The sequence below is a fragment of the Rheinheimera oceanensis genome (genome assembly GCF_018831085.1).
GTDB lineage: Bacteria > Pseudomonadota > Gammaproteobacteria > Enterobacterales > Alteromonadaceae > Alishewanella > Alishewanella oceanensis.
In genome coordinates this window covers 112,323-137,658 of record NZ_JAGPNM010000002.1, presented here as the reverse complement: position 1 = coordinate 137,658, position 25,336 = coordinate 112,323, and the positions used below count along the sequence as shown (strand labels likewise).

27 protein-coding genes are annotated in these 25,336 nt (G+C 47.9%); 20 read left to right on the top strand and 7 right to left on the bottom strand.

Going from position 1 to position 25,336, the window contains the following annotated elements; genetic code table 11:
• Positions 1–24: 24 nt before the first annotated feature.
• On the bottom strand, positions 25–393 hold the full coding sequence (locus J3B89_RS05250; RefSeq protein WP_215396467.1) for an HPF/RaiA family ribosome-associated protein: 369 nt from the start codon (positions 391–393) through the stop codon (positions 25–27).
• Positions 394–935: 542 nt separating this feature from the next.
• Between J3B89_RS05250 and pyrG the strand changes: the two genes are divergently transcribed.
• Positions 936–2,573, top strand: coding sequence for a CTP synthase (pyrG, locus tag J3B89_RS05245; protein WP_215396466.1), 1,638 nt, complete (start codon positions 936–938; stop codon positions 2,571–2,573).
• Between the two features lie 60 nt (positions 2,574–2,633).
• Positions 2,634–3,926 (top strand): phosphopyruvate hydratase, encoded by a 1,293-nt coding sequence (gene eno / locus J3B89_RS05240; RefSeq protein ID WP_215396465.1) that lies wholly within the window; start codon positions 2,634–2,636, stop codon positions 3,924–3,926.
• Between the two features lie 99 nt (positions 3,927–4,025).
• On the opposite strand, the gene J3B89_RS05235 is transcribed toward eno, so the two are convergent.
• Positions 4,026–4,253: a DUF2789 domain-containing protein gene (locus J3B89_RS05235; RefSeq protein WP_215396464.1), complete on the bottom strand. Its 228-nt coding sequence runs from the start codon at positions 4,251–4,253 to the stop codon at positions 4,026–4,028.
• 179 nt (positions 4,254–4,432) lie between these two features.
• On the opposite strand from J3B89_RS05235, the gene J3B89_RS05230 reads away from it, so the two are divergent.
• Entirely contained in the window at positions 4,433–5,083 is a 651-nt protein-coding gene (locus J3B89_RS05230; RefSeq protein WP_215396463.1) for a GNAT family N-acetyltransferase, read from the top strand.
• Positions 5,084–5,103: 20 nt separating this feature from the next.
• Complete coding sequence (locus J3B89_RS05225) at positions 5,104–5,427, top strand: Mpo1-like protein (RefSeq protein WP_215396462.1); 324 nt, start codon at positions 5,104–5,106, stop codon at positions 5,425–5,427.
• On the opposite strand, the gene J3B89_RS05220 is transcribed toward J3B89_RS05225, so the two are convergent.
• Positions 5,424–5,723, bottom strand: a complete 300-nt coding sequence (locus J3B89_RS05220) for a DUF3301 domain-containing protein (RefSeq protein ID WP_092793101.1) — start codon at positions 5,721–5,723, stop codon at positions 5,424–5,426. The two genes, J3B89_RS05225 and J3B89_RS05220, sit on opposite strands and share 4 nt — an antisense overlap.
• A gap of 109 nt (positions 5,724–5,832) precedes the next feature.
• Here J3B89_RS05220 and J3B89_RS05215 point away from each other — a divergent pair, with 109 nt between their 5' ends.
• The 3 genes from J3B89_RS05215 to J3B89_RS05205 are packed head-to-tail and all read left to right on the top strand — an operon-like array spanning position 5,833 to position 7,387.
• Entirely contained in the window at positions 5,833–6,153 is a 321-nt protein-coding gene (locus tag J3B89_RS05215) for a YqcC family protein (protein ID WP_215396461.1), read from the top strand.
• The gene (gene truC / locus J3B89_RS05210; RefSeq protein ID WP_215396460.1) at positions 6,150–6,956 is read left to right on the top strand and encodes a tRNA pseudouridine(65) synthase TruC; all 807 of its coding nucleotides are present in this window, start codon (positions 6,150–6,152) and stop codon (positions 6,954–6,956) included. Before J3B89_RS05215 ends, truC begins: the two co-directional genes overlap by 4 nt.
• Positions 6,944–7,387, top strand: a complete 444-nt coding sequence (locus J3B89_RS05205; RefSeq protein ID WP_215396459.1) for a flavodoxin — start codon at positions 6,944–6,946, stop codon at positions 7,385–7,387. The genes truC and J3B89_RS05205 overlap by 13 nt, the downstream gene beginning before the upstream one ends.
• Before the next feature lie 28 nt (positions 7,388–7,415).
• Here J3B89_RS05205 and cysZ read toward each other — a convergent pair whose 3' ends face one another.
• A complete protein-coding gene (gene cysZ / locus J3B89_RS05200; RefSeq protein ID WP_215396458.1) occupies positions 7,416–8,177 on the bottom strand; it encodes a sulfate transporter CysZ in 762 nt (253 codons plus the stop codon).
• 222 nt (positions 8,178–8,399) lie between these two features.
• Between cysZ and J3B89_RS05195 the strand changes: the two genes are divergently transcribed.
• Complete coding sequence (locus J3B89_RS05195) at positions 8,400–8,594, top strand: hypothetical protein (RefSeq protein ID WP_215396457.1); 195 nt, start codon at positions 8,400–8,402, stop codon at positions 8,592–8,594.
• Positions 8,595–8,657: 63 nt separating this feature from the next.
• Here J3B89_RS05195 and dapD read toward each other — a convergent pair whose 3' ends face one another.
• From dapD to map, 3 genes are read right to left on the bottom strand one after another with little or no spacing between them, the layout of a single operon-like run.
• Positions 8,658–9,482 carry a 2,3,4,5-tetrahydropyridine-2,6-dicarboxylate N-succinyltransferase gene (dapD, locus tag J3B89_RS05190; protein WP_215396456.1) on the bottom strand — a complete coding sequence of 275 codons (825 nt, stop codon included), beginning with the start codon at positions 9,480–9,482 and terminating at the stop codon, positions 8,658–8,660.
• 8 nt (positions 9,483–9,490) lie between these two features.
• Positions 9,491–12,115, bottom strand: coding sequence for a bifunctional uridylyltransferase/uridylyl-removing protein GlnD (gene glnD / locus J3B89_RS05185; RefSeq protein WP_215396455.1), 2,625 nt, complete (start codon positions 12,113–12,115; stop codon positions 9,491–9,493).
• Positions 12,116–12,143: 28 nt separating this feature from the next.
• Positions 12,144–12,932, bottom strand: coding sequence for a type I methionyl aminopeptidase (map, locus tag J3B89_RS05180; protein ID WP_215396454.1), 789 nt, complete (start codon positions 12,930–12,932; stop codon positions 12,144–12,146).
• A gap of 309 nt (positions 12,933–13,241) precedes the next feature.
• Between map and rpsB the strand changes: the two genes are divergently transcribed.
• The 12 genes from rpsB to fabZ all read left to right on the top strand — a co-directional run bounded on the left by rpsB (position 13,242) and on the right by fabZ (position 25,335).
• Positions 13,242–13,973 carry a 30S ribosomal protein S2 gene (rpsB, locus tag J3B89_RS05175; protein WP_068232391.1) on the top strand — a complete coding sequence of 244 codons (732 nt, stop codon included), beginning with the start codon at positions 13,242–13,244 and terminating at the stop codon, positions 13,971–13,973.
• Between the two features lie 106 nt (positions 13,974–14,079).
• Positions 14,080–14,952, top strand: coding sequence for a translation elongation factor Ts (gene tsf / locus J3B89_RS05170; RefSeq protein WP_215396453.1), 873 nt, complete (start codon positions 14,080–14,082; stop codon positions 14,950–14,952).
• A gap of 122 nt (positions 14,953–15,074) precedes the next feature.
• The gene (gene pyrH, locus J3B89_RS05165; protein ID WP_215396452.1) at positions 15,075–15,815 is read left to right on the top strand and encodes a UMP kinase; all 741 of its coding nucleotides are present in this window, start codon (positions 15,075–15,077) and stop codon (positions 15,813–15,815) included.
• A 59-nt stretch (positions 15,816–15,874) separates the two neighbouring features.
• The gene (gene frr / locus J3B89_RS05160) at positions 15,875–16,432 is read left to right on the top strand and encodes a ribosome recycling factor (RefSeq protein WP_215396451.1); all 558 of its coding nucleotides are present in this window, start codon (positions 15,875–15,877) and stop codon (positions 16,430–16,432) included.
• A 144-nt stretch (positions 16,433–16,576) separates the two neighbouring features.
• Positions 16,577–17,341, top strand: a complete 765-nt coding sequence (gene uppS / locus J3B89_RS05155) for a polyprenyl diphosphate synthase (RefSeq protein WP_215396450.1) — start codon at positions 16,577–16,579, stop codon at positions 17,339–17,341.
• Between the two features lie 5 nt (positions 17,342–17,346).
• On the top strand, positions 17,347–18,210 hold the full coding sequence (locus tag J3B89_RS05150; protein WP_215396449.1) for a phosphatidate cytidylyltransferase: 864 nt from the start codon (positions 17,347–17,349) through the stop codon (positions 18,208–18,210).
• Positions 18,210–19,403 (top strand): 1-deoxy-D-xylulose-5-phosphate reductoisomerase, encoded by a 1,194-nt coding sequence (gene ispC / locus J3B89_RS05145; protein ID WP_215396448.1) that lies wholly within the window; start codon positions 18,210–18,212, stop codon positions 19,401–19,403. Before J3B89_RS05150 ends, ispC begins: the two co-directional genes overlap by 1 nt.
• On the top strand, positions 19,403–20,758 hold the full coding sequence (gene rseP / locus J3B89_RS05140; protein WP_215396447.1) for a sigma E protease regulator RseP: 1,356 nt from the start codon (positions 19,403–19,405) through the stop codon (positions 20,756–20,758). Before ispC ends, rseP begins: the two co-directional genes overlap by 1 nt.
• Before the next feature lie 26 nt (positions 20,759–20,784).
• On the top strand, positions 20,785–23,274 hold the full coding sequence (gene bamA / locus J3B89_RS05135) for an outer membrane protein assembly factor BamA (RefSeq protein WP_251372258.1): 2,490 nt from the start codon (positions 20,785–20,787) through the stop codon (positions 23,272–23,274).
• A 23-nt stretch (positions 23,275–23,297) separates the two neighbouring features.
• Entirely contained in the window at positions 23,298–23,816 is a 519-nt protein-coding gene (locus J3B89_RS05130) for an OmpH/Skp family outer membrane protein (protein ID WP_215396446.1), read from the top strand.
• Positions 23,816–24,868 carry a UDP-3-O-(3-hydroxymyristoyl)glucosamine N-acyltransferase gene (gene lpxD, locus J3B89_RS05125; RefSeq protein ID WP_215396445.1) on the top strand — a complete coding sequence of 351 codons (1,053 nt, stop codon included), beginning with the start codon at positions 23,816–23,818 and terminating at the stop codon, positions 24,866–24,868. The genes J3B89_RS05130 and lpxD overlap by 1 nt, the downstream gene beginning before the upstream one ends.
• A 14-nt stretch (positions 24,869–24,882) precedes the next feature.
• A complete protein-coding gene (gene fabZ, locus J3B89_RS05120; protein WP_215396444.1) occupies positions 24,883–25,335 on the top strand; it encodes a 3-hydroxyacyl-ACP dehydratase FabZ in 453 nt (150 codons plus the stop codon).
• The last annotated feature ends 1 nt before the right edge of the window (position 25,336 follow it).

The following is a 25,336-nucleotide window of genomic DNA, read 5'->3' as shown; positions in this document are numbered from 1 at the left end:
TAAACAACTTATATTAAACAGCTGCTATTGAATAGCTTCGTCCGGTTCAGCAAAGTCCGGGCTACCGGAGCGGATGTGTTTATCGCGTAATTTTCCCACTAATGAGCTGAGTTTACGCTGCAGTTTATCTGCAGCGCCGGTAATGGCCTGGCCAACAGTAGCAGCATGCTCTGTAATTGCTACAGGATCCAGCCCTTCCAGGCGCGCTTCAAGTAAGCACCGCTTATCATGGCCTTCATGTTTTGTGCTGCCGTTTTCGTCACTTAAATGCACTTCAATCCGGGTTACGTGATCAGTAAAGCGATTGAGCTTGCTGTACAATGCATCACGAACAAACTCAGCCAGCCGCTCGTCGGCCTGGATATTACGGTCTGTATTAATTTGAATTTGCATAGGCTACTCCTGTTGTTGACTCTTTAGCGGGGTACACAATTTACAGACCCCGCCGCTGTCGGATGGTTTCCATTGCTATTACTTATCTGGAGACTCTGAGCGCTACACACAAGGGGGAATGAATTAAAAACTTTTGCTGTAAGGCAGGTGTTTGTTGAGTGCAAATAGAGTGAGAACCGGTTTGCTCTAAGCCAACCGTTGCAGGCCAGGATGTGCTGACAAATTCGTCCGGAACGAATTTGAACAGCAAAGCTGGTCCGCAGGATAAACTTCATGGATGAAGTTTATAATCGAGCCCCCAGGGACGGGTTTACGGCGTGTTGGTGTGAGCAAACCGGTTCGTATCGAAGAGACTGATTAACTAACTAAATCACATTAGCCAGCAGCTTTACGTTGAGTGCCGTTGCGCGCTTTGCTATACTTTCCTCCCGTCCTGATACCAATTCTTGAACAACCGTTGTACCCCAGTGTTTACGCACCGGGCGCTTGGTGTTTTTCTGTTTTGGTATTCATCTATTGATTAACATTGTCTCAGGGGTCTCATGACTACAAGATATATCTTTGTGACGGGTGGCGTGGTTTCCTCCTTAGGTAAAGGCATTGCTGCAGCATCACTGGCAGCTATTCTGGAAGCGCGTGGCCTTAAGGTCACCATCCTCAAACTTGACCCCTACATTAACGTTGACCCGGGTACCATGAGCCCTATTCAGCACGGCGAAGTATTTGTTACCGAAGACGGTGCAGAAACTGATCTTGACCTTGGCCACTACGAGCGCTTTATCCGCACCAAAATGACCAAGCGCAATAACTTTACTCAGGGACGTATTTACGCCGATGTGCTGCGCCGTGAGCGCCGTGGTGATTACCTGGGCGCCACTATTCAGGTTATTCCGCACATTACCAACGAAATTAAAAGCCGTGTAGTCGCCGGTGCCGAAGGCTACGATATTGCCATCGTTGAAATTGGCGGTACTGTCGGTGATATTGAGTCGCTGCCGTTTTTAGAGGCCATCCGCCAGTTAGGCACCGAAGTAGGCCGCGAGCGTACTTTGTATATGCACCTGACGCTGGTGCCGTATTTAGGCACCGCCGGCGAGATTAAAACCAAACCTACCCAGCACTCGGTAAAAGAGCTGCGCTCTATCGGTATTCAGCCGGATATACTGGTGTGCCGTTCAGATCGTGCTATTCCATCGAACGAGCGCGCCAAAATTGCCCTGTTTACTAATGTTGAAGAAAAAGCCGTTATTTCGTTAAAAGACGTGTCCAGTATTTATCAAATTCCGGCGCTGTTAAAATCACAGGGCCTGGACGATTTAGTTTGCCGCCGTTTTTATATTGAAGCGCCAGAGGCTGATTTAGTTGAGTGGGAACAGGTGCTGTACCAGGAGTCAAACCCAACCGGCGAAATTACCATTGGTATGGTAGGTAAGTACGTTGAACTGCCGGATGCGTATAAATCGGTTAACGAAGCGCTGGGCCATGCCGGGCTGAAAAACCGTGTTAGCGTGCATATTAAATATATCGACTCGCAAGATGTTGAAAGTAAAGGCGTTGGCATTTTAGCTGGCTTGGATGGTATTTTAGTGCCGGGTGGCTTTGGCGAGCGCGGTGTCGAAGGTAAGATTTTGGCTGCGCAATATGCCCGCGAGCACAAAGTTCCGTATCTGGGTATCTGTTTAGGTATGCAGGTAGCACTGATTGAGTTTGCCCGTAACGTAGTGGGTATGAGCCATGCGCACTCTACTGAATTTAACAAAGACACACCTTACCCGGTAGTGGGTTTAATTACCGAATGGCGCGATGCTGACGGCTCAGTGGAAACCCGCTCAGACAAGTCTGATTTGGGTGGCACCATGCGTCTTGGCAGCCAGAACTGTAACCTTATAGACAATACTAAAGCCCGCGAAATTTACGGCAAAGCGGTTATTCAGGAGCGGCATCGTCACCGCTATGAAGTGAATAACAACTTACGGCCGCAATTAGAAGAGGCAGGATTAGTGGTATCAGGTTTGTCTGCCGACAACCAACTGGTAGAGATGATAGAAATACCATCACACCCGTTTTTTGTTGCCGGGCAATTCCACCCGGAATTTAACTCGACACCACGGGATGGTCACCCGTTGTTTCAGGCCTTTGTCGCAGCCGCGTACAAAGCGCAGAAACAGCAACGCGTATAACTTGTGCTAAGCCGTGTCAGTTAACACGGCTTTTTCGTTTTAGAACAGGGGATTCAAAGCATGTCTGAGATTGTAAAAATTATCGCCCGCGAAATTATGGATTCACGCGGTAACCCAACAGTAGAAGCTGATGTGTACTTAGCCAGCGGCGCCATGGGCCGCGGTTGCGCCCCGTCCGGAGCCTCTACCGGTTCGCGCGAAGCGTTAGAACTGCGAGACGGTGATAAAAGCCGTTATTTAGGTAAGGGTGTAACTAAAGCAGTAGCGAATATCGACGGCGCAATTCAGGCGGCGTTAAAAGGTAAAAACGCGTATAACCAGGCACAAGTCGACCAGATCATGATCGATTTAGACGGCACTGAAACCAAGAGCAAGCTGGGTGCAAATGCTATTCTGGCTGTGTCATTAGCGGTAGCCCGTGCAGCCGCTGCCGATAAAAAAATCCCTTTATACCAGCATATTGCTGATTTAAACGGTACCTCTGGCGTGTACAGCATGCCTGTGCCGATGATGAATATTATCAACGGTGGCGAGCACGCTGATAATAACGTTGATATTCAGGAGTTTATGGTACAGCCGGTCGGCGCCAAAACCTTTGCCGAAGCACTGCGTATGGGCGCCGAGATTTTCCACAGCCTGAAAAAAGAGCTGCAAAAGCGTGGCTTAAATACCGCCGTGGGCGATGAAGGCGGCTTTGCGCCGGATTTAAAATCAAATGAAGAAGCCTTATCTGTGATCGTTGAAGCAGTAAAAGCCGCTGGCTATCAGATGGACAAAGACGTTACCCTGGCGCTGGACTGTGCGGCGTCTGAATTCTATAAAGACGGTAAGTATGTACTAAGCGGCGAGAACAAGAGCTTTGATTCTTACGGCTTTAACGACTACCTGGCCGGCTTAAGCCAGCGTTATCCTATAGTGTCGATCGAAGATGGTCTGGATGAGAGCGACTGGGATGGCTGGAAAGATTTAACCAACAAAATCGGCAACAAAGTACAGCTGGTAGGTGATGATTTATTTGTTACTAACACCAAAATCTTAACCCGCGGCATCGAACAGGGCATTGGTAATTCTATCCTGATCAAGTTTAACCAGATTGGTTCGTTAACCGAAACTCTGGCCGCGATTAAAATGGCCAAAGATGCTGGCTTTACTGCTGTTATTTCGCACCGCAGTGGCGAAACCGAAGATGCCTTTATTGCCGACTTAGCGGTAGGCACTGCTGCAGGTCAAATCAAAACCGGCTCACTTTGCCGCTCTGACCGCGTATCTAAATACAACCAGTTACTGCGTATTGAGCAGGAGCTGGGCAGCAAAGCGCCGTACAAAGGCCGCAGCGAAATTAAAGGCCAGTAATGACTGACTGTTACCTTGTTATCAGGTAAAGAATCAAAGCCACCGCTAGGTGGCTTTGTTTTATCTGTTACACAGCCAAGCTGCAGTTATCATGCGGCGTTAATGTAGCAAGGTGTTTAGCTCATCAATAACTTCACACCATTCAGCATCTTGTTTAAGTGACTCACGTAAAAAGCTGGCCTGGGCCTGATTCCAGTATGGTGCATCCTGTATAGTTGTATTGGCAGGCAGTTTATGTTGGCTGACAAACCGGCGGATAGCTTGTTCATCATTATCTAACCCCAGCTGCGCAAACAAAGTGTGCAGATCATGTTGTGATGTGTCCATAACTTAGCCTCGTCGATATAGTAATTTATACAGCATAGCCCTTTGCACAATATTTCGTTAGAAAGTAGTTTTGCGGTACAGCGGGTTGTGCTGTAAAACCGCTGCTTGGCAATGCAAAGCCTTGCTGCTATTGTGGATAAAAAATGGATAAAAAATCAACAATAACAGACGGGGTATGTATGTTGGCTGAATTGAATACGGTAGAGCTGGACCGGCTAAAAGCAATTTTGCTCAGTGCTGATGAATTAAAACTGGCGGCATCCTTGCTGTATCAGTCTTATCATGATGATCCGTTGTTTATGGAAATCTTCCGTGCCGACAAGGCGGATTACGAGCAACGCCTGCGCGCTGCTATCCGTGAAGAGTTAAATACCTTCTGGCAGGCAAAGCAGCCAATAATTGGTTTGTTTTCTGCTGAGCAGTTGCTGGGGGTAGCCTGTGTTATCACGCCGGATTCAGGTATTGGTGCCAGCCGGTTGTGGCACTGGCGGCTTAAAATGTTGCTGACTGCTGGCTATGTTTCTACTAAACAGTTGCTGGAGAAAGAGCAAAAAATTCATGCCGCCATGCCGGCAGAGCGGTACCATATGCTGGCGTTTATTGCCGTTGCCCCCAGGCAGCAACACCTCGGGTTGGGACATTACCTTATTCATGCGGTGGATTCGATAGTGGATAAAGATCAACAATCTGCTGGCATTGGTGTCTTTGTTACGCTGGAAAAATATCAGGCATTTTTTGCCGATGATAAATATCAGCCAGTGACCGAGCTGGCGTTTAATACCGTAAGTGGTACCCTGATGTTTAGACCACGGCAACAGCTGGCCGGGTAGTTTAGCAGGGGAGAACGCCGATGAATAAATTCAGCAGTTTCGCAGAGTTTTACCCGTATTATTTAAGCGAACACCAAAACCCGGTGTGCCGTGTGCTGCATTATATAGGCAGCACTTTAGTCATTGCAGTGCTGTTGTATGTGCTGTTTACGCAGCAGTGGGTCTGGCTATGGCTGTTACCGGTGATTGGTTACGGCTTTGCCTGGTTGGGGCATTTTTTGTTCGAGCACAATAAGCCTGCCACCTTCCAATACCCGTTTTACAGCCTGGCGGCTGACTGGGTAATGTTTAAAGATTTTTTAACCGGCCAGCTAAAACACAAGCTACCGGTTAAATCTGGTTAGTTGATACGGTAGGCCGGCAGGTTAAATTCTGCCAGCCGCATACCGCTAAGTAACAATTCTGCCTGATAACGGCTTTCGCCGTCACCGCTGAAATCTACCTGATAAGAAGTAATAAAGCGTAAACGGCCATTTATCTTACGAAAACTATGGCCACTGCGGCCACAGTCAAGCATTTGCAGTTGCTGTTGCTGACAAAGCTGACGCGCCACTACTACGGCGCGTTCATCTTGTTTACGTTGCAGCCAGAAGGCATAACAAATACTGCTGATTATCAACAGTAGTAATACTGGACCCATAGATAACTCCCGAAAGTATTGGCAGATAATGCTGATTCATCACGCTTTTTACAAGGGCTGGCTGCAGCTTTAGCTTATGTTAAACTGTGCCGCTTATTATGAGGTAGTTATGTCAGACGTGGTTAAAACCCTGCTTATTGAACTGGAAAACGAGCTTAAACAGCAGCAGCTTTGGAGTGCAGTAGCGCCGCAACCTGCTGCCATGGCCAGCACAGTACCGTTTTGCTACGACACTATGGCGCTTGAACAGTGGTTACAATTTATCTTTTTACCACGGATGCAGGCATTGCTGGATGCAAAATCAGCTTTGCCCAATAAAATCAGTGTGCTGCCGGTTGCAATCGAGGCATTTAAAGCACATGGCGTACGTGTGGCGCCATTACTAAGTATTATTGCACGTATAGATAGCACTTTGTCAGGTGCGAAATGAGTGCAGCCGAGCCTTTTGTGCTGAATGCGCCACTGCGTATTTTATATCAGGACGAGCATATAGTAGCGATAGATAAACCCAGTGGTATGCTGGTACACCGCTCGTTTCTTGATAAACACGAAACCGTATTTGTTATGCAAACTCTGCGCGACCAGCTCGGTCGCCATGTGTTCCCGGTACACCGGTTAGACCGGCCAACGTCCGGCGTGTTGGTGTTTGCCTTATCCGGCGAGGTTGCACGGTTGTTAGGGGCGCAGCAGGAAAAACAACAGTGGCGTAAGTATTATCTGGCAGTAGTGCGCGGTTTTTTACCGCAGGGCGGTGAGCTGGATTACCCGCTCAAAGAAGAACTGGATAAAATTGCCGACAAATTCAGCCGTAATGATAAAGCGCCGCAGCAGGCCATTAGCCGTTATCAGCCGTTGCAGCAGGTAGAACTGCCAATACCGGTAAGTAAATACCCGGCTGCACGTTACTCCTTAGTGGCGTTGCAACCCTTAACCGGGCGTAAACACCAGCTGCGCCGCCATCTGGCACATTTACGCCATCCGATAGTGGGTGACACCAGTCACGGTGACGGTAAGCATAATGCGCTGTTTAAACAGCATTTCAATTGCCGCCGTTTATTGCTGGTTGCCAAGCAGTTACAGTTGCCGCATCCGGTTACGGCGGAAACTTTGCAGCTCAGTGCTGGTCTGAACGGGCTTGAACCGTTATTTGGTCAATTTGGCTGGCCGGTAGATGACGCTTATTATCAGCAACAATTTGCAGAACTTTTTATGGAGAAAAAATGGCAAAAATAGCCCTGATTGTCGGCACCGTCTATGGCGCTGCCCAATATGTTGCAGAAGAAGCACTACCATTATTAACCGGCCTTGGGCATGAGGTAGCGCTTTATGATGAAGCTAAGCTGGATGATGTGCTGAGCTTTAATGCCGATATCTGGCTGGTAGTAAGCTCCACTACCGGCCAGGGTGACATACCTGACAATGTGTTTCCGTTTTACCTTGATGTACAAAACCGTTTTCCGCTGTTAACCGGCAAAAAGTTTGCGGTTATTGCGTTGGGAGACAGCAGCTATGATACCTTTTGTGCTGCCGGGGAGAAGTTTCGCGAGTTGTTACTGGAAATTCAGGGTACGGAAATTGTGCCGATGTTGCGCATCGATGCCGGAGAAACACTGGAGCCGGAAAGTGTTGCCTTGCCGTGGCTTAAACAACATCTTAGTGCCTAAAGCTAACAGTACTTATCAACAATACGTATCAGCAATATTTATCCAGTTTGTTATAAGCCTTAGCACCCGGAGCTTTTAATGCCGGGTCGTTTTGTGCTGCCAGTTTGTCTACCCACATGGCGGTAGCTCCACATACTGCAATTGGCATCACAAACAGATTAAACAGCGGGATCATGCAGGCAATATTTACTGTAATGCCAAAGGCAAAGCTGTTGCCGGGCTGAGTGCGCAATTGTGCGCGCATAGTGCGAAAATCGATTTTATGATTGTCGTATGGGTAGTCGCAATACTGTATCGCCAGCAACCAGCTGGTAAATAAAAACCACAGGATTGGGCCGATAAAAGGTAAAAACAAGAACAGCACAAACAACACAATGGCACGAGGCAGGGCGTAAATAAACTTTTGCCATTCGCGCGCCAGCATACGCGGTATATCTTTAATAAAACCGGCCAGGCCGGTGTCAGGTATTGTTCTGCCGGATAAATGCGCTTCTACTTTCTCGCTTAGCAGACCATTAAAAGGTGCGGCAATAAAGTTAGCCATCATGGTAAAGCTGTAGGCCAGGCCTATTACCAGCGACATTACACCAAGCGGGATTAATAAATATTCCAGCCAATGCAGCCAGTCGGGCAGGTACTGTTGCACAGCGGCCACCATAGCACTGACTTGCTGTAATAAAACATAAAACGCTAAAGAGAACAGCAGCAGATTAATCAGCAGTGGGATCAATACAAAACGCTTCAAACCTTTGGTATGGATCAAAGTTAAACCACGAAAAAAGTAGTACATTAAAACCTCAGTTAAAATACCGGTAACCGCTATGCTGGCAGTATAAGGTGTCTGGCCTTAATTCTGCTGTACTGGCTCAGGTTTTTTGGTAACAGAATATAACGCTGTAACACAGAGCTGGCGTGTCGGCAGGGTTTTTATGCTAGAATGCGCGCTGTTTTTTGCCGCGGCGCGGTTTAACCGGTTTTAACAGCAACTTTTGACAGCAACTAAGGGTGATATATGGCGATGTTAGGTTCTGCATTGGTATTTGGGGTAACCACACTGTGCTTACTGGCAGGGTTAACCTGTCTTATTTCGGCCTTGTTGGTACCTGCGGCAGAGGGCGCAGAGAAGCAATTTGAAAAGCGCCTCGAATATAGCATCTTTGCTGCAGTGGGCTTAGTCAGTTTTGCGGTAATGCTGTATATCGGCTAAAGTGGTTGCTGAGCAATAAAAAACGGCAGGAACAACCTGCCGTTTTACTTTTATAACCGTAAATTATTCGACGCTGCGCAGCAGGGCGTTAATACCCACTTTAGCACGGGTTTGTGCATCGACTTTTTTCACAATGATAGCGGCATATAAGCTGTGGCTGCCATCTTTTGCCGGAATTGAGCCTGGCACGACAACGGCGCCGGCAGGTACCCGGCCATAGCTGATTTCACCGGTTTCACGATCATAAATACGGGTGCTCTGGCTAATGTATACGCCCATCGACAGTACTGCACCTTCTTCAACGATAACGCCTTCTACCACTTCAGAGCGGGCACCGATAAAGCAGTTATCTTCAATAATGGTTGGATTAGCCTGCAATGGCTCTAACACGCCACCAATGCCGACACCGCCGGATAAATGCACGTTTTTACCAATTTGTGCACAGCTGCCTACCGTGGCCCAGGTATCTACCATAGTGCCTTCGCCAACATAGGCGCCAATGTTTACATAAGAGGGCATCAGCACCACATTTTTTGCCACATAACTACCACGACGTACGGCAGCTGGTGGTACTACGCGTACACCGTCAGCACGGAATTGTGCATCAGTGTAGCTGGCATACTTCATTGGCACTTTATCAAAAAAGCGGTTTTCGGCGCCGTCCATTACCTGGTTGTCGTTAATACGAAACGATAGCAATACGGCTTTTTTCAGCCACTGATGCACTACCCATTCCCCGGCAATTTTTTCTGCCACCCGGGCACTACCGTTATCCAGCATAGTAATTACCGTTTCTACGGCCTGTTTCACTTCTGCTGATACCGTGCCTGGGGTGATATCGGCACGTTGTTCAAATGCCTGTTCGATAATGTTTTTTAACTCTGACATTGTCTTTGTTAGCCTTCTGTTTGCTGTGATAGTTGCTCGATCAGTGCCCGCTTCAGTGCACTTTGCTGTTCACTGCTAAGGGCCTGATCGTCGCTATTTGAAATCATAAAAAAGTCTTCTGCCCGCTCGCCGATAGTGGTGATTTTAGCCGCGTGAATATTAACATCGCAGCGCTGAAACACCTCGCCGATATTGGCCAGCAAACCCGGCGTGTCCAGTGCAGCTAATTCAATCATAGTGCGTTTACTGGTATTGCCGGGTAAAAATACCACTTTGGGTGGCACATTAAACTGGCGCATCTGGCGCGATAATTTGGTTTTTTGCCGTGACAAGTCGGGTTTGTCCAGAATATACAGCTCTAGCGCACGTTTAATACTTTGCTGGCGCGAGGGGGAATTAACCGGCTCGCCGTTTTGTTCCAGAATAACAAAAGTATCCATGGCATAGCCGTCTTTATTGGTCATGATCTGGGCATCAAAAATATTTACTTTTTTGCTGTCCAGCGCCGCTACTAAACGGGCAAACAATTTGGGCTGATCTTTAGTGTAAATAAATACCTGAGTGCCGCCACGGATCGGCGCTTTGCTGATCAGCACCAGCGGTTCGTCCGGGTTTTTATGCCGTAAAATATGCTCGCAGTGCCAGGCAATTTGCCGTGCGCTGTAGCGGGCAAAGTAATCGGCCTTAATCCGGCTCCATAGCTGCAGAATTTCACTTTCACTAAAGGTTTGCTTCAGTAGCAGCGGCATGGCTTCGCTTTGGTTTTCGCGAATAAGATCGCGCAGGTCCATCGGCTTTTCCAACCCGCGGCGAAAGGCTTTTTGCGTAGCTAAAAACAGCTCACGCAGTAAGGAGCCTTTCCAGTCATTCCATAAATTATCGTTAGTGGCGCGGATATCGGCCAGAGTCAGGCAGTACAGATAATTCAGCCTGGTTTCGTCGCGCACTTTTTCGGCAAATTCGGCCACTACTGCCGGGTCGTGAATATCACGGCGCTGTGCCGTGACCGACATTAGCAGATGATGCTCTACCAGCCAGGCAATCAGTTTGCTGTCAAACTCACTGAGTTTATGCAGCTTGGCGAATTCACGCACATCCATAGCACCAAGCTCTGAGTGATCACCACCGCGGCCTTTGGCAATATCGTGGAAGATACCGGCTAAATACAGTAGTTCCGGTTTTTCCATTTTTCTGACGATATCACTGCACAGCGGAAACTCGCTTTCATGTTCGCTTAGCGTGTACTTATACAGGTTTTTCAGCAGGCGGTGGGTGTGTTCATCCACAGTGTAAGCATGGAACAAGTCAAACTGCATCTGGCCGACAATATTACGCCACTGTGGCAAATACGCCGCCAGCACACCGTAGCGGTGCATTAAGGTAATGGCTTTATCCATGCCGCGCGGATGGCGGATAATGGCTAAAAACAGTTGCCTGCAGGCTTCATAGTCCTGTAAATCGCCCATTAAGCGGCGCCGTACCTGGCGAATTAGCCGCATAGTCGAAGAATGCACACCGGTAATATTGGAGTTATTGGCAATGTGCCAGAACAGGCGCAGCAGGTTGTCGCGCCTGGCAAACACGGCGTTGTCGCGGGCGACGATCAAATGGCCCTGCAGCTCAAAGTAGTCATCCAGGATCAGTGTCTTAACTTTTTCTTTATGGTTTAAAATGCTGCCATCAAAGTGTTGCAGCAGCATTTCGTTCAGTTCGCTTACGCGCTGCACAGTGCGGAAAAACCGCTTCATCATCCGTTCAACCGAGGCTTTGCCATCAGCGCCAAAGCCCAGCCGTTCTGCCACTGCCGGTTGGTAATCAAACAAAATACGGTTTTCGTTGCGCCCGGCTTCCATATGCAGCGCAAAGCGCATTTGCCACAAATAAGCTTCACACTCCATCAGTTCCTGATACTCATCTTCGGTCAGGTACTGATAGGCCACCAGCTCACGCATAGTGCGGGTTTGAAAATGGCGTTTGGCTACCCAGCCGATGGTTTGAATATCGCGCAGGCCGCCCGGATTAGCTTTTAAGTTGGGTTCAAGGTTGTAAGCGGTGCCATGATACTGGGCATGGCGCTGTTGTTGTTCATGCCGTTTGGCCTGAAAAAAAGCCTGGCTAGTCCAGAAGCTGTCTTTGCTGACTTCAAGCTGCAGCTGTTCAAACAACAGCTTATTACCGGCTAACAAACGCATTTCCAGCAGGTTAGTGGCGATGGTGATATCGTCTTTACCCAGTTTAACTGACTCTTTTACCGTGCGTACGCTGTGGCCAACTTCAAGGCGTAAGTCCCACAATGTGGTAATAAACTGGGCAATAGCCTCTTGTTGGGCCACTGATAAACGGCCATCAGCCAGGATCAGTAAGTCGATATCAGAGCTGGGGTGCAGTTCGCCGCGGCCATAGCCACCTACGGCAATCAGGCTTAACTCTTTGCTTTTATGCAGCTCATATTTGTGCCACAGCTGCACCAGTATTTCGTCAATAAAATGCGCCCGGGCTTTGACAAGTGTATTCACCGGGTGTTGTGAGAAGCTGCGGCTAAGCCAGTCATGAAAGTCGGCGAAATGTTTTTTGTAGCTCTCCAGACTGTAACTGTCAGGCAGCGCTTTGCTAAAGGTTACGGTCTGGGGCATGTCGCTTACTCCTATATAGCGGGCGAGCTTACTCGGCAGTCAGAATGCGCTCTATGGTATCGTCACTGCGCAGCGTTAAAATTTCACAACCGGTATCGGTAACCAAAATAGTATGTTCAAACTGGGCAGACAAACTACGATCTTTGGTGACTACTGTCCAACCGTCGGCTAATAACTTGCTGTGGCGGGCACCGGCATTAATCATCGGCTCTATAGTTAAACACATACCGCTTTTTAATACTTCGCCGGTACCAGGCTTGCCGTAATGTAGTACTTGCGGGTCTTCATGAAATACTGCCCCGATGCCGTGGCCGCAGTATTCGCGCACCACTGAGTAACTGTGTTTTTCAGCGTGTTGCTGAATAACATGGCCGATATCGCCTAAACGCACACCGTCTTTTACTTTCTTTAAGCCAAGGTACATACATTCTTGTGTAACCCGGATAAGCCGCTCGGCCATTATGCTGGGCTTGCCGACGACAAACATTTTTGATGTATCGCCGTGGTAGCCATCTTTAATGACAGTAATGTCGATATTAACAATATCGCCTTCTTTAAGTTTTTTGTCGCCAGGTATGCCATGGCAAATTACCTGATTAACCGAGGTGCAGATAGATTTGGGAAAACCGTGGTAGTTCAGCGGTGCCGGTATTGCCTGTTGCTCGTTAACGATATAGTTGTGGCAGATAGTGTTCAGCTCATCGGTGGTAACACCGGCTTTTACGTAAGGCTCAATCATTTCCAGCACGTCGGCGGCGAGGCGGCCGGCGACACGCATTTTTTCAATTTCGGCCGGGGTTTTGATGGTTGCTGTCATGCCTGTTCTCTCTTTGGTACCAAAGGGCATTGCGGCCCGTTGTACTGCTGCAAAAATACACATTTTATTGTGTTTGTAAGGTGCCTATGGTATAAAGCGCGCCGCAAATTAGCAAATCGCTTTGTCTTTTATTGCAGAACCTTTTGTTCTTAGATAGAGATAAATGCGGGCTGATAGGCGGAATTTAACCAAAACACACATGTATCGACACATATTCCGGGGTGCTTTGCTTTGCGCTGAACAACAGCCAGACCAGAGTCGGCATATGGGATACATGGAGGCTTAACCCCTTTTACAGGAAAATAAATCATGGCAAAAGTTTCTATGCGCGACATGCTCCAGGCGGGCGTGCACTTCGGTCACCAAACCCGTTACTGGAACCCAAAAATGAAGCCATTCATTTTCGGTGCGCGTAACAAAGTACATATCATCAATCTGGAACAAACTGTTCCTATGATGAACGATGCACTGGCATTCATTCAGCAGGTAGCAGCGAAAAAGGGCAAAATCCTGTTCGTTGGTACTAAGCGTGCGGCTTCTGAAGCAATCAAAGAAGCGGCAAGCAAAGTTGATCAGTTCTATGTAAACCACCGCTGGTTAGGTGGCATGCTGACTAACTGGAAAACTGTTCGTCAGTCAATCAAGCGTTTAAAAGATCTGGAAGCGCAAAGCCAGGACGGTACTTTCGACAAGCTGACCAAGAAAGAAGCTTTAGACCGTACCCGTGAAATGGAAAAGCTGGAAAAGAGCTTAGGCGGTATTAAAGACATGGGCGGCTTGCCAGACGTGCTGTTCGTGATCGACGCTGACCATGAACATATTGCGATCAAAGAAGCTAACAACCTGGGTATTCCGGTTGTATCTATCGTTGATACCAACTCTGATCCAAAAGGCGTTGACTTTGTAGTACCAGGTAACGATGACGCTATTCGCGCTATCCAGTTATATCTGGCTGCTGTAGGTCAGGCTATCCTGGAAGGTCGTGACAAAAACATCGAAGTACAGGCTGAAGCCGAAGCCTTCGTTGTTGAAGCAGAGTAATTTCTCTGTCATTAGCGCAGGTTAAGCTTGCGCTAACACAGTGCAAAATTGCGACAGGGGCCCCGGCCCCTGTTTGTCCAACCCGAATTATTACGAGGAAGCTCCCATGGCTGTAACTGCCGCTTTAGTAAAAGAACTTCGCGAGCGCACCGGCGCTGGCATGATGGATTGTAAAAAAGCATTGGAAGAAACTGCAGGTGATATCGAAGCTGCAATTGATGCGATGCGCAAAAGTGGTCTGGCCAAAGCTGCCAAGAAAGCAGGCCGTATTGCCGCTGAAGGTACTATTTTAACCCGCGTAGCTAATGGTTACGGTTTAGCTATCGAGTTTAACTGTGAAACTGACTTCGTAGCACGTGATGCCAGTTTCCTGGCGTTTGCTAACGCTGTTGCTGATTTAGCCCATGCTAACAAGCTGTTCACTGCTGAAGCCATTTTAGCAGCTGATTTAAACGGCACTTCAGTTGAAGACACCCGTGCAACTTTAGTTGCTAAAATCGGCGAGAACATCAACGTACGCCGTGCAGCAGTAGTTGAAGGCGCTGTAATTGGTTCTTACGTGCACTCTGGCCGTATCGGTGTATTAGCCGTACTGGAAGGCGGTAACGAAGATATCGCTAAAGATGTTGCTATGCACGTTGCTGCGAATAACCCAGGCTTCTTAACACCTGACGACGTACCGGCTGATGTTGTTGAGCGTGAGCGTGTTATTCAAATCGATATCGCAGTTAACTCTGGTAAGCCACAGGAAATCGCTGAGAAAATGGTTGCAGGCCGTATGAGCAAGTTCACTGGTGAAGTGAGCTTAACCGGTCAGCCATTCGTGAAGGACCCATCAGTTTCTGTTGGCGATTTCCTGAAACAAAACAGTGCTAAAGCAGTTTCTTTCATTCGCTTAGAAGTAGGCGAAGGTATCGAGAAGAAAGAAGAAGACTTCGCAGCTGAAGTTGCAGCCCAAATCGCGGCGGCCAAGAAGTAATTTATTCTTCTGCAAACTGGCAAAACCCGCTAGAATAACCGCGACTTTGAGTCTGACAAGGCTTGAGTCGCGGTTTTTTTTACCCGTAATAATCCTAATTAACCACGCACTATGGGGATCTCATGAGCACGAATCCAAAACCAACTTACCGCAGGATCTTATTAAAACTCAGTGGCGAAGCACTGATGGGTGATGAGGGCTTTGGTATTGATCCCAAAGTGCTTGACCGGATGGCGCAGGAAATTAAAGAACTGGTTGAATTGGGCGTGCAGGTTGGCATTGTGATCGGCGGCGGTAATATCTTCCGTGGTGAAGGCCTGGCCAAAGCCGGTATGAACCGGGTAGTAGGCGACCATATGGGTATGCTGGCTACGGTAATGAATGGGCTGGCCATGCGCGATGCGCTGCACCGTGCTTATGTAAATGCCCGTATGATGAGTGCTATTCCGTTAAATGGCGTGTGTGACAATTACAGCTGGGCGGAGGCAATCAGCCTGTTAAAGTCAGGCCGGGTGGTGATTTTCTCTGCCGGTACCGGTAACCCGTTTTTTACCACTGATTCTGCAGCCTGTTTACGCGGCATTGAAATTGAAGCCGATGCGGTATTAAAAGCCACCAAAGTTGATGGGGTGTTTTCAGCCGATCCGGTAAAAGATCCTAGCGCTACGCTATACAGCCAGCTGACTTATAATGAAGTGCTGGATAAAGAACTTAAAGTGATGGATTTAGCTGCCTTTACGCTGGCGCGGGATCATAATCTGCAAATTCGAGTGTTTAATATGAACACCGCAGGCGCGTTAAAGCGGGTAATTATGGGCGAGCCGGAAGGCACAGTCATCGACCACGCCGAAAATTTACAGTAAACTAGCGCCTTTAGAGCCGCTGTGTTGAAGACAGGCAATGAATAAAAAGGATACCGATCGTGATTAACGACATTATTACAGACAGCAAAGTACGGATGGAAAAAAGCGTTGAAGCGCTTAAAGTGCAATTAACCAAAGTGCGCACCGGCCGCGCGCACCCAAGCTTATTAGATGGTATTTCCGTATCTTACTATGGTGCCGACACACCGCTGCGCCAGGTTGCCAACGTATCTATTGATGATGCCCGTACGCTGGCTATTACCGTGTTTGATAAAAGTATGACTGCAGCCGTAGAGAAAGCCATTATGGCGTCTGATCTGGGCTTAAACCCAATGTCTGCCGGCACTATTATTCGTGTGCCGCTGCCAGCTTTAACTGAAGAGCGGCGTAAAAGCCTGGTTAAGCTGGTGCGTGGTGAGGCCGAGAACGGCCGTGTTGCGGTGCGTAATATTCGCCGTGATGCCAACGCTGATTTAAAAGCACTGCAAAAAGATAAAGAAATCAGTGAAGATGATGAGCGCCGTGCTGCTGAGGAAATTCAGAAAATCACTGATCTTTTCGTCAAGAAAATTGACGAAGTACTGGCTGATAAAGAAAAGGAATTAATGGAAGTCTGATTCGGCCTTCTGTTAACATTACAGCGTCGTGACGCTTGGGCATTACGGCGCTTTTTTCTATTTGGCCGATTTTTTAGTCACAACATAATTCAGTAAATCAGCAGCAGACTGGTTATCACAAAGTTTAAGGACAGGTCGCACTGTATGACTGCAGAGTCGCAGCTCAAACCGCACAGCTTACCTCAGCATGTGGCAATTATTATGGATGGCAATGGCCGTTGGGCACAACGCCAGGGTAAGCCACGGGTGTGGGGCCATAAGAGAGGTGTGGAAGCAGTACGGCGTAGCGTAAGTTTTTGCCGTGAGCTGGGTATTAAATCGTTAACTTTGTTTGCTTTTAGCAGTGAAAACTGGCGCCGGCCGGAAGATGAAGTCTCCACACTGATGCAGCTGTTTCTGATGGTGCTGCAAAGCGAGGTGAAGACCTTGCACAAGCATAATGTCCGGCTAAAGATAGTTGGAGATTTATCTGCCTTTAGTGACAAGCTAAGAGCCAGCATTGATAAAGCTGAACAGTTGACAGCAGCGAACACGGCTTTAACACTGAATATCGCCGCCAATTACGGCGGGCGCTGGGATATGGTAAATGCTGCCCGGGCGCTGGCAACACAAGTACAGCAAGGTACTCTTGCTGTAGATCAGATTAACGAGCAGGTATTTGCTCAGCAGGTGCAGATGCACGAGCAGCCAGAGCTGGATTTACTCATCCGTACTGGTGGTGATTTACGCATCAGTAATTTTTTATTGTGGCAGGCCGCTTACGCCGAATTCTGGTTTACTGAAACACTCTGGCCAGACTTTGATCAGCAGGTTTTCTCAGAAGCGATTGCCGCCTTTGTCAACCGAGAGCGTCGTTTTGGCTGTACCGGAGAACAAATCCGGCAGCTGGCGATGTTGGGTAAAGGATAACGAGATTGTTTAAACAACGGGTTATTACTGCGCTGATACTAGCGCCATTAGCGTTAATGGCTGTATTTTTTCTGCCTCTGCCTGGCTTTGCGGTATTTATTTCTGCGGCATTTTTATTGGGAGCCTGGGAGTGGAGCGGTTTTTGCGGCCTGGCAACTAAAGCTATGCGTTGGGTTTATGTAGTTTTAACGGCACTGATCCTGGCGTTACTATACTGGCAACTGCCGGTACAAACTAACTGGCCAGTAGAGGCTAATACCTTATTAACCAGCTTGCTGCTTGCCGGTAATGCCTGGTGGCTGCTGGCGGTGGTATTAGTGCTTACCTATCCGCGCAGCCAGAAATTATGGGCCCAAAGCGACTGGGGCAAAGCCTTAATGGGTTGGCTGACATTAATACCAGCCTGGGCTGCCGTAATGTTTATCCGCTCTACCGATTATGCCGCTTCCACGTTTACCGGTGCCTGGCTGATTTGTTGCTTACTGTTGCTGGTTTGGGCGGCAGATATTGGCGGCTATATTGTAGGCAAACCCTTTGGCAAGCATAAGTTGCTGCCTAAAGTCAGCCCAGGTAAAACCATAGAAGGTATGCTGGGTGGCCTGGCGTTAGTAGCTGTAGTCGTTACTGTTGTGGCGCAATTACAGGATTGGCCGCCGCAGGTAGGTATTTGGTATATCGCGGCATTTTTACTGACAATTCTGTCGGTATTTGGTGATTTAACTGAGAGCATGTTTAAGCGCGTTGCCGGCAAAAAAGACAGTGGCGCGTTTTTGCCCGGCCACGGCGGTATTTTAGACCGTATTGACAGCTTAACTGCCACAGCACCACTGTTTGCCATTATTGTGGCCATTTACGGCGGTTTTTATTAATGCGTAATGTGGTGATCCTCGGCTCAACCGGCTCTATTGGTATCAGCACGCTGTCTGTGCTGGCTGCTCATCCGGAGGATTATCAGGTGCTGGCACTTACCGCTGCCAGTCAAACCGGTAAGCTGTTAGAGCAATGTCTGGCAGTAAAGCCACGTTATGCTGCTATGCTCGACAATTCTGCTGCCAGTGCGCTGGCAGCAGAATTAAAATTGGCTGGTAGCCGTACAGAAGTGCTAAGCGGCATTGATGCCTTATGCCAGCTGGCGGCGCACCCTGACGCCGATATCGTGATGGCGGCTATCGTGGGCTCTGCCGGGTTGCTGCCAACACTGGCCGCAGTAGAGCAGGGTAAAACGGTACTGCTTGCTAATAAAGAAGCGCTGGTGATGAGTGGTGAGTTGTTTATCAGCAAAGTGAAACACCATGGTGCCACGTTGCTGCCGATAGACAGCGAACACAATGCAATATTTCAATGTTTACCCGCGCCCTTACAACAGCATACCCATGATCAGCAAATTGCTGATTTTGGTATCAGTAAGCTATTACTAACCGGTAGTGGCGGGCCTTTCCTGACGACACCTTTAACTGAATTTGACAGTATTACGCCGGCGCAGGCCGTAGCACACCCAAACTGGAGTATGGGACACAAGATTTCCGTTGATAGTGCTACCATGATGAATAAGGGCCTGGAGTTTATTGAAGCGCGCTGGTTATTTAATTGCCAGGCGGCAGATATAGAAGTGGTTATTCATCCACAAAGCATTATTCACTCCATGGTGCAATACACAGATGGCTCTGTGCTGGCACAATTAGGCCAGCCGGATATGCGCACGCCAATAGCCCATGCACTGGCGTTTCCAAAACGTATTGCCAGCCCGGTAGCGCCGCTTAGTTTTAAGCAGATGCGTGATTTTACCTTTACCGAACCTGATAAAGCACGCTACCCGAATTTGTATCTGGCTATGGCCGCCTGCGGCTGTGGACAAGGGGCAACAACAGCGCTGAATGCGACAAATGAGCTAGCAGTAGCCGCTTTTTTAGCGCAAAAAATTCGTTTTACCGATATAGCGCGTGTTAATGAGCTGGGCCTTGAACATTTTGCTGACTTTCGTGTCAGTACGCTGGATGATATATTGGCGCTGGACAATGAAGCCCGCCATTATGCGCAGGCACTACTGAGGAAACTAACTTGATGTCGGGTGCGATTTGGAATTTGCTGTCGTTTATCGTCGCGCTGGGCGTATTAATTACCGTACATGAGTTTGGCCATTTCTGGGTCGCGCGTAAAAATGGCGTGCTGGTTAAGCGTTTCTCCATCGGGTTTGGCAAAGCGTTGTTAAGCTGGCGTGATAAGCAAGGCACAGAATTTGTTATTGCGGCTATTCCGCTCGGTGGTTATGTACGCATGCTGGACGAACGGGTCGATCCGGTGCTGCCGCAGTTTAAAGATCTGGCGTTTAACCATAAAACCGTGTGGCAGCGTATGGCTATTATCGCCGCCGGCCCTGCTGCCAACTTTATCTTCGCTATATTTGCCCTGTGGCTGATGTATTTGCTCGGTGTGCAAACTATGCGCCCGGTGATAGCCAGTGTGGCGCCGCAATCTATTGCAGCCCAGGCGGGTATTACGCCACAGCAACAAATTATTTCAGTTAATCAGCATACGGCAACTGATGCCAACAGCGTGAATTTGCTGTTGGTAGAGCAAATTGGCAGCCGCAGCATTACGCTGGGTTTGCAGGACGTTATTACGCAGCAGCAGCGTTCGGTAACACTGAATACGACTGACTGGCAGTTCGACCCGGAAAAACAAAGCGTTTTTGACAGCCTTGGGCTGAATTTAGCCCGGCCACAGCTTTTGACAGAAATTGCCCGGGTAGCACCAGGCTCGGCCGCAGAGCAGGCAGGCCTGCAGGTAAACGATAAGATTATACGGATTGACGGCTCGGATATTACGCAATGGATGCAGCTACAAACGTTAATCAGTAATGCGGCTGAACAATCATTGGCTGTTGAAGTAGAACGCGGCGGCACAGTACTTAGCATTGATGTTACACCGACACTTGTTATTACTGCTGATGGTTTTTCTCAGGGTGTGCTGGGTATTACACCTAAAGTAAGCGAGTGGCCGGAAGGAGTGCTTTATACCCGGCAGTATGGTGTTATTGACGCTTTTAGCGCCGGTGCGGCCCATACCTGGCAATTTATCCGCCTGAGTGTATCGATGATTGGCAAGCTGCTAACAGGCGATGTTTCTGTCAAACATTTGAGCGGCCCTATCTCGATTGCGCAAGGCGCAGGTACAACGGCAAGCCTCGGTTTAGTAGCATTTCTATCGTTTTTAGCCCTGATAAGTGTTAACTTAGGCGTTATCAATTTGCTGCCATTGCCGGTGCTGGATGGTGGCCACTTAATGTATATGCTGGTGGAACTAATACGAGGCAAACCTGTCTCTGAAAAGACGCAGGAAACAGGTTTCCGGTTCGGAGCGCTGATCCTGCTGATGTTGATGGGAATTGCGCTGCTCAACGATATTTCTCGTTTGTAAATAACTAATCATAAGTAGTTCAAATAATGACAATTAAACGATTAGTAGCTGCGATGTTTCTTGCTTCGGCAAGCAACTCGGTGCTCGCTGAAGAATCATTTACGGTTCAGGATATTCAAGTTGAAGGTTTGCAACGTGTAGCGCTGGGTGCTGCGCTGAATAATCTGCCTTTTAACGTTGGCGATACCGTGACAGAGTATAACTTGTCACGCAGTATCCGCACGCTGTACAGCGCCGGGCATTTCGATGATATTCAGGTGCTGCGTGATGGTAATACGGTTATCTATCGTTTGCGTGAGCGGCCAACCATTAACGCGATAGAATTTGATGGTAATAAAGACATCAAAGAAGAGCAGCTGAGTGAGAGCCTGGCAGGTAACCGCATTGAAGTCGGTGAGCCGCTGGATAAAACGATTCTGAAGAACATTGAGAATGGTCTTACTGAGTTTTACCACGGTGTAGGTAAATATCAGGCTACTGTTGAAATTGAAGTCACTTATTTACCGCGTAACCGGGTTAATCTGAAGATCAAGTTTGATGAAGGTGACGCTGCCTCTATCCGCCAAATCAATGTGGTGGGTAATAAACTGTTCTCTGATGAAGAATTACTCAGCGATATTGAATCAAAGCAGGACCTACCCTGGTGGCGCTTTTTATCGTCAGACCGCTACCAAAAGCAAACCCTGCAGGGCGATATCGAAAAGATTAACAGTTACTATCTGGACCGCGGTTATCTGCGCTTTAATATTGATTCTTCACAGGTATCGGTTAGCCCGGATAAAGAATCTGTGTATGTAACGCTGAATGTCACTGAGGGGGAAAAATACACCATTAGTGGTGTCAGGTTTGTCGGCGATTTAATTGGCCAGGATGAATTTATCCGTCAGATCATGCCGTTAAAACAAGGGCAGCTATATAATGGTGCTCTGGTTACCTATACCGAAGAAAGTATTGCCAAGCTGCTGGCGCGTTTTGGCTATGCCAATTCTAAAGTCCGCACTATTCCGGATATCAATGACGATACCAAAGAAGTTGAATTAACTATCAGTGTTGATCCTGGCAAGCGTGTATATGTACGCCGTATTAATATGTCAGGCAACAGCAGCACTAAAGATGAAGTACTGCGCCGTGAGCTGCGGCAAATGGAAGGAGCCTGGTTATCCAATGATGCTCTTGAATTGTCTAAGCAACGTATTCAGCGTTTGCCCTATATTGAATCTGTTGATTTTGCTACAGCACCGGTAGCCGGTATTGATGATCAGGTTGATATTGGCTTTACGATTAAAGAGCAACCATCAGGCAGTTTTAATGCCGGTATCTCTTATGGCAACGACATGGGCATGTCATTTCAGATTGGTGTGCAGCAGGAGAACTTCTTCGGTAGTGGTAATAGTGCCGGTATCAGCTTAAGTACCAATAAATACCAGAAATCAATCAGCACAACTTACACTAACCCGTATTTTACGCTGGATGGTGTGAGCCTGGGCGGCCAGGTGTTTTACTCTGATACCGATTACAGCAGTGCATCATCTAACCTTGAGGCATACAACCAACAGCGCTATGGTTTTGGCGCAAATGTTGGCTACCCGATTAACGAATATAACCGGTTAAATTTTGGCGCCAACTATGTGGTGAATAAGATTAACTCTATTAATGAGTATGATCAGTTACGCCATTTCCGCGGTGTATTGTTAGATGCGCAAAACCCGGATGGCGGTTACCGTTTTACCAACTATGAATTATCGGCCGGTTGGGTAAGAAGTACGCTTAACCGCGGTTTATTCCCGACAGCCGGGCTATATCTGGGCGCTACAATACGGGCAACTACACCCAACTCAGATCTGACGTACTATAAAGTGATGTTTGAAGCGCGTAACTATATTCCGCTTAGTAACGATCATGCCTGGTCGTTCCTTAGCAAGCTGGAAACAGGTTATGGCAATGGTTATGGCTCGAAAAACGGTTATGACTATACTTTACCCTTTACGGAAAACTTCTATGCTGGCGGTGATAATATGCGTGGCTTCGAAAGCCGTATTATAGGCCCGCACGCTATCTTCCGTTATGCCCAAACCGTACCAGGCTTGCCGGATCCTAATTATGGCTCTGGTGGTTTCCCAAGCGGCCCGGAGAATGACAGTTATCAGGTATCGCAGCGCTCGATCGGTGGTAATGCCAAAGCAGTGGCCACGCTGGAACTGATTACTCCAACACCGTTTTTAAGTGATGACTATCGTAATTCAGTGCGCACCAGTATATTTGTCGATGCCGGTAATGTCTGGGATACCGAGTTTGATATTAACCGTTATGCCGGTTTAACAAAGTTGGTGACCAATCAAAATCAACCGGAACTGATCGATTACTCAGATGCCAGTTTGATTCGGGCAACAGCTGGTGTATCTTTACAGTGGATTTCGCCGATGGGACCATTAACGTTCAGTCTGGCAAAAATCATCAAAAAATATGATGGTGACCTACAAGAAAACTTTAGTTTTAATATTGGTACAACTTTCTAGATTAGAATAATAGGGAATATAAGATGTTTAACCGTAAAATTGTAAAATCTGCTGTGTTGCTGCTTGCTGGTTTGGTGCTGGCGGGTAATGTGGCTGCGAAAGAGATGAAAATTGCTTTTGTTGATGTACAAGCTGTTGCCGCACAAATTCCTCAGTCGGCTGCAATGCAGGAAACCATCAAAAATGAGTTTGCCAAGCGTATTGAAGCGGTTGGAAAGCTGGAAAAAGATATTAATTTCAACATTGAAAAGCTGCGTCGTGATGGCCCTACCATGAGCGAGAAGCAGCAAGAGGAGTTGAAAACAGCATTAACCAACCAGCGTCAGCAATATGAGCAATTAGCCCGGCCACTGGATGAAGAAATCCGTAACCGTCAGGCAGAAGAGCGTAATAAAGTGTTGGCATTGATTAAAGCGGCTATCGATGTGGTAGCAGAGCGCGAAAAGTTTGATATGGTACTGAATTCAGGGGCGGCTGTGTATGCCAAACCAGAATATGATATCTCTGAAGCTGTTGTTGCTCAGGCAAGTAAAGCAAAATAATGGCAGGTTATACCTTAACAGAACTGGCTGAGCAGGTAGATGCTCAGCTGATTGGCGATGCTGCTTGCAGCATCGTTTCAATTGCAACGTTGGAAAATGCTGGCAGCGGCCAGATCAGCTTTCTGTCTAACAGCAAATACCGCAAATTCTTAACTGAAACATCTGCCTCTGCTGTACTTATCACGGCAGATGATGCACCGTTTCTTGCGCCAGGCGTCAATGCTTTAGTGGTTAAAGATCCTTATGTTGCTTTTGCCCGGGTGGCACAGCTGTTGGATTCAACACCAGTTGCAGCAAAGGGTATTCATCCTACAGCAGTGATAGATGCCAGTGCGACATTGGGCGCAGGTGTATCCGTTGGCGCCAATGCTATTATTGCTGCCGGTGCTGTTATTGGTAATGCTGTGCAGATTGGTGCCGGTTGTTTTATCGGTGAACAAGCTGTGATTGCCGATGATAGCCGGTTATGGGCTAACGTTACCGTGTATCACCGGGTCACTATTGGCAAACGTTGTATAGTGCACAGCGGCGCAGTATTAGGCGCAGACGGTTTTGGTTTTGCTAATGAACGTGGCAATTGGGTTAAAATACCACAAACCGGTACGGTGACTATTGGCGACGATTGTGAAATAGGGGCCAATGCCACTATAGATCGCGGTGCGATTGAAGATACCATTATCGGCAACAACGTTATTATCGACAATCAGTGCCAGATTGCGCATAACGTCCGCATTGGCGATCATACGGCAATTGCCGGTTGTACTGTGGTTGCTGGTAGCACCAAAATTGGCCGTTACTGTATTATCGGTGGTGCCGCGGTACTCAATGGCCATATTGAGATTTGTGACGGTGCCCATATTTCCGGCATGGCAATGGTAATGAAGCCGATCACAGAGAAAGGCGTATATACTTCAGGTATTCCGGCAACAACCAATGCTGAATGGCGAAAAAACACCGTTAAGCTGCGGCAAATAGACCAACTTTATCAGCGGGTAAAGCAACTGGAAAACCAGCTTGCTACTGTGCAAAAAGCACAGGATGCTGACCACTAGACAGAGGAATAGCTTTGGCTAACCAACTTAATAGCCTGCAAATTCAGGAAATTATGGCATTATTGCCACATCGTTACCCGTTTCTGCTAATTGATCGTGTATTGGATTTTACGCCGGGCGAAAGCCTGACGGCGCTTAAAAATGTCACCATTAATGAGCCTATTTTTACCGGCCACTTTCCGGGAATGCCTATTTTTCCTGGTGTGCTGATCCTTGAAGCACTGGCTCAGGCTACAGGTATTCTGGGTTTTAAAACTGTTACCGAGCGTGCAGAAAATGAACTTTACCTGTTTGCCGCTATAGATGAAGCACGTTTTAAAAAGCCGGTATTACCAGGTGATACGATGATACTGGAAGTGAAATTTTTAAAAGAACGCCGCAACATGTGGAAGTTTTACGGCGAAGCCAAAGTTGAAGGCCAGATTGTCTGCTCGGCTGAGCTGATGTGCGCCAGAAGAGAGTTATAAC

Coding starts and splice junctions, on each gene's coding strand:
- lpxD (WP_215396445.1), top strand. CDS start 23,816: ATGGCAGGTTATACCTTAACAGAACTGGCTGAGCAGGTAGATGCTCAG.
- bamA (WP_251372258.1), top strand. CDS start 20,785: ATGACAATTAAACGATTAGTAGCTGCGATGTTTCTTGCTTCGGCAAGC.
- J3B89_RS05235 (WP_215396464.1), bottom strand. CDS start 4,253: ATGGACACATCACAACATGATCTGCACACTTTGTTTGCGCAGCTGGGG.
- rseP (WP_215396447.1), top strand. CDS start 19,403: ATGTCGGGTGCGATTTGGAATTTGCTGTCGTTTATCGTCGCGCTGGGC.
- pyrG (WP_215396466.1), top strand. CDS start 936: ATGACTACAAGATATATCTTTGTGACGGGTGGCGTGGTTTCCTCCTTA.
- J3B89_RS05130 (WP_215396446.1), top strand. CDS start 23,298: ATGTTTAACCGTAAAATTGTAAAATCTGCTGTGTTGCTGCTTGCTGGT.
- eno (WP_215396465.1), top strand. CDS start 2,634: ATGTCTGAGATTGTAAAAATTATCGCCCGCGAAATTATGGATTCACGC.
- J3B89_RS05225 (WP_215396462.1), top strand. CDS start 5,104: ATGAATAAATTCAGCAGTTTCGCAGAGTTTTACCCGTATTATTTAAGC.
- map (WP_215396454.1), bottom strand. CDS start 12,932: ATGACAGCAACCATCAAAACCCCGGCCGAAATTGAAAAAATGCGTGTC.
- J3B89_RS05230 (WP_215396463.1), top strand. CDS start 4,433: ATGTTGGCTGAATTGAATACGGTAGAGCTGGACCGGCTAAAAGCAATT.
- J3B89_RS05205 (WP_215396459.1), top strand. CDS start 6,944: ATGGCAAAAATAGCCCTGATTGTCGGCACCGTCTATGGCGCTGCCCAA.
- cysZ (WP_215396458.1), bottom strand. CDS start 8,177: ATGTACTACTTTTTTCGTGGTTTAACTTTGATCCATACCAAAGGTTTG.
- J3B89_RS05250 (WP_215396467.1), bottom strand. CDS start 393: ATGCAAATTCAAATTAATACAGACCGTAATATCCAGGCCGACGAGCGG.
- truC (WP_215396460.1), top strand. CDS start 6,150: ATGAGTGCAGCCGAGCCTTTTGTGCTGAATGCGCCACTGCGTATTTTA.
- pyrH (WP_215396452.1), top strand. CDS start 15,075: ATGAGCACGAATCCAAAACCAACTTACCGCAGGATCTTATTAAAACTC.
- J3B89_RS05220 (WP_092793101.1), bottom strand. CDS start 5,723: ATGGGTCCAGTATTACTACTGTTGATAATCAGCAGTATTTGTTATGCC.
- rpsB (WP_068232391.1), top strand. CDS start 13,242: ATGGCAAAAGTTTCTATGCGCGACATGCTCCAGGCGGGCGTGCACTTC.
- glnD (WP_215396455.1), bottom strand. CDS start 12,115: ATGCCCCAGACCGTAACCTTTAGCAAAGCGCTGCCTGACAGTTACAGT.
- J3B89_RS05195 (WP_215396457.1), top strand. CDS start 8,400: ATGGCGATGTTAGGTTCTGCATTGGTATTTGGGGTAACCACACTGTGC.
- tsf (WP_215396453.1), top strand. CDS start 14,080: ATGGCTGTAACTGCCGCTTTAGTAAAAGAACTTCGCGAGCGCACCGGC.
- ispC (WP_215396448.1), top strand. CDS start 18,210: ATGCGTAATGTGGTGATCCTCGGCTCAACCGGCTCTATTGGTATCAGC.
- uppS (WP_215396450.1), top strand. CDS start 16,577: ATGACTGCAGAGTCGCAGCTCAAACCGCACAGCTTACCTCAGCATGTG.
- dapD (WP_215396456.1), bottom strand. CDS start 9,482: ATGTCAGAGTTAAAAAACATTATCGAACAGGCATTTGAACAACGTGCC.
- J3B89_RS05215 (WP_215396461.1), top strand. CDS start 5,833: ATGTCAGACGTGGTTAAAACCCTGCTTATTGAACTGGAAAACGAGCTT.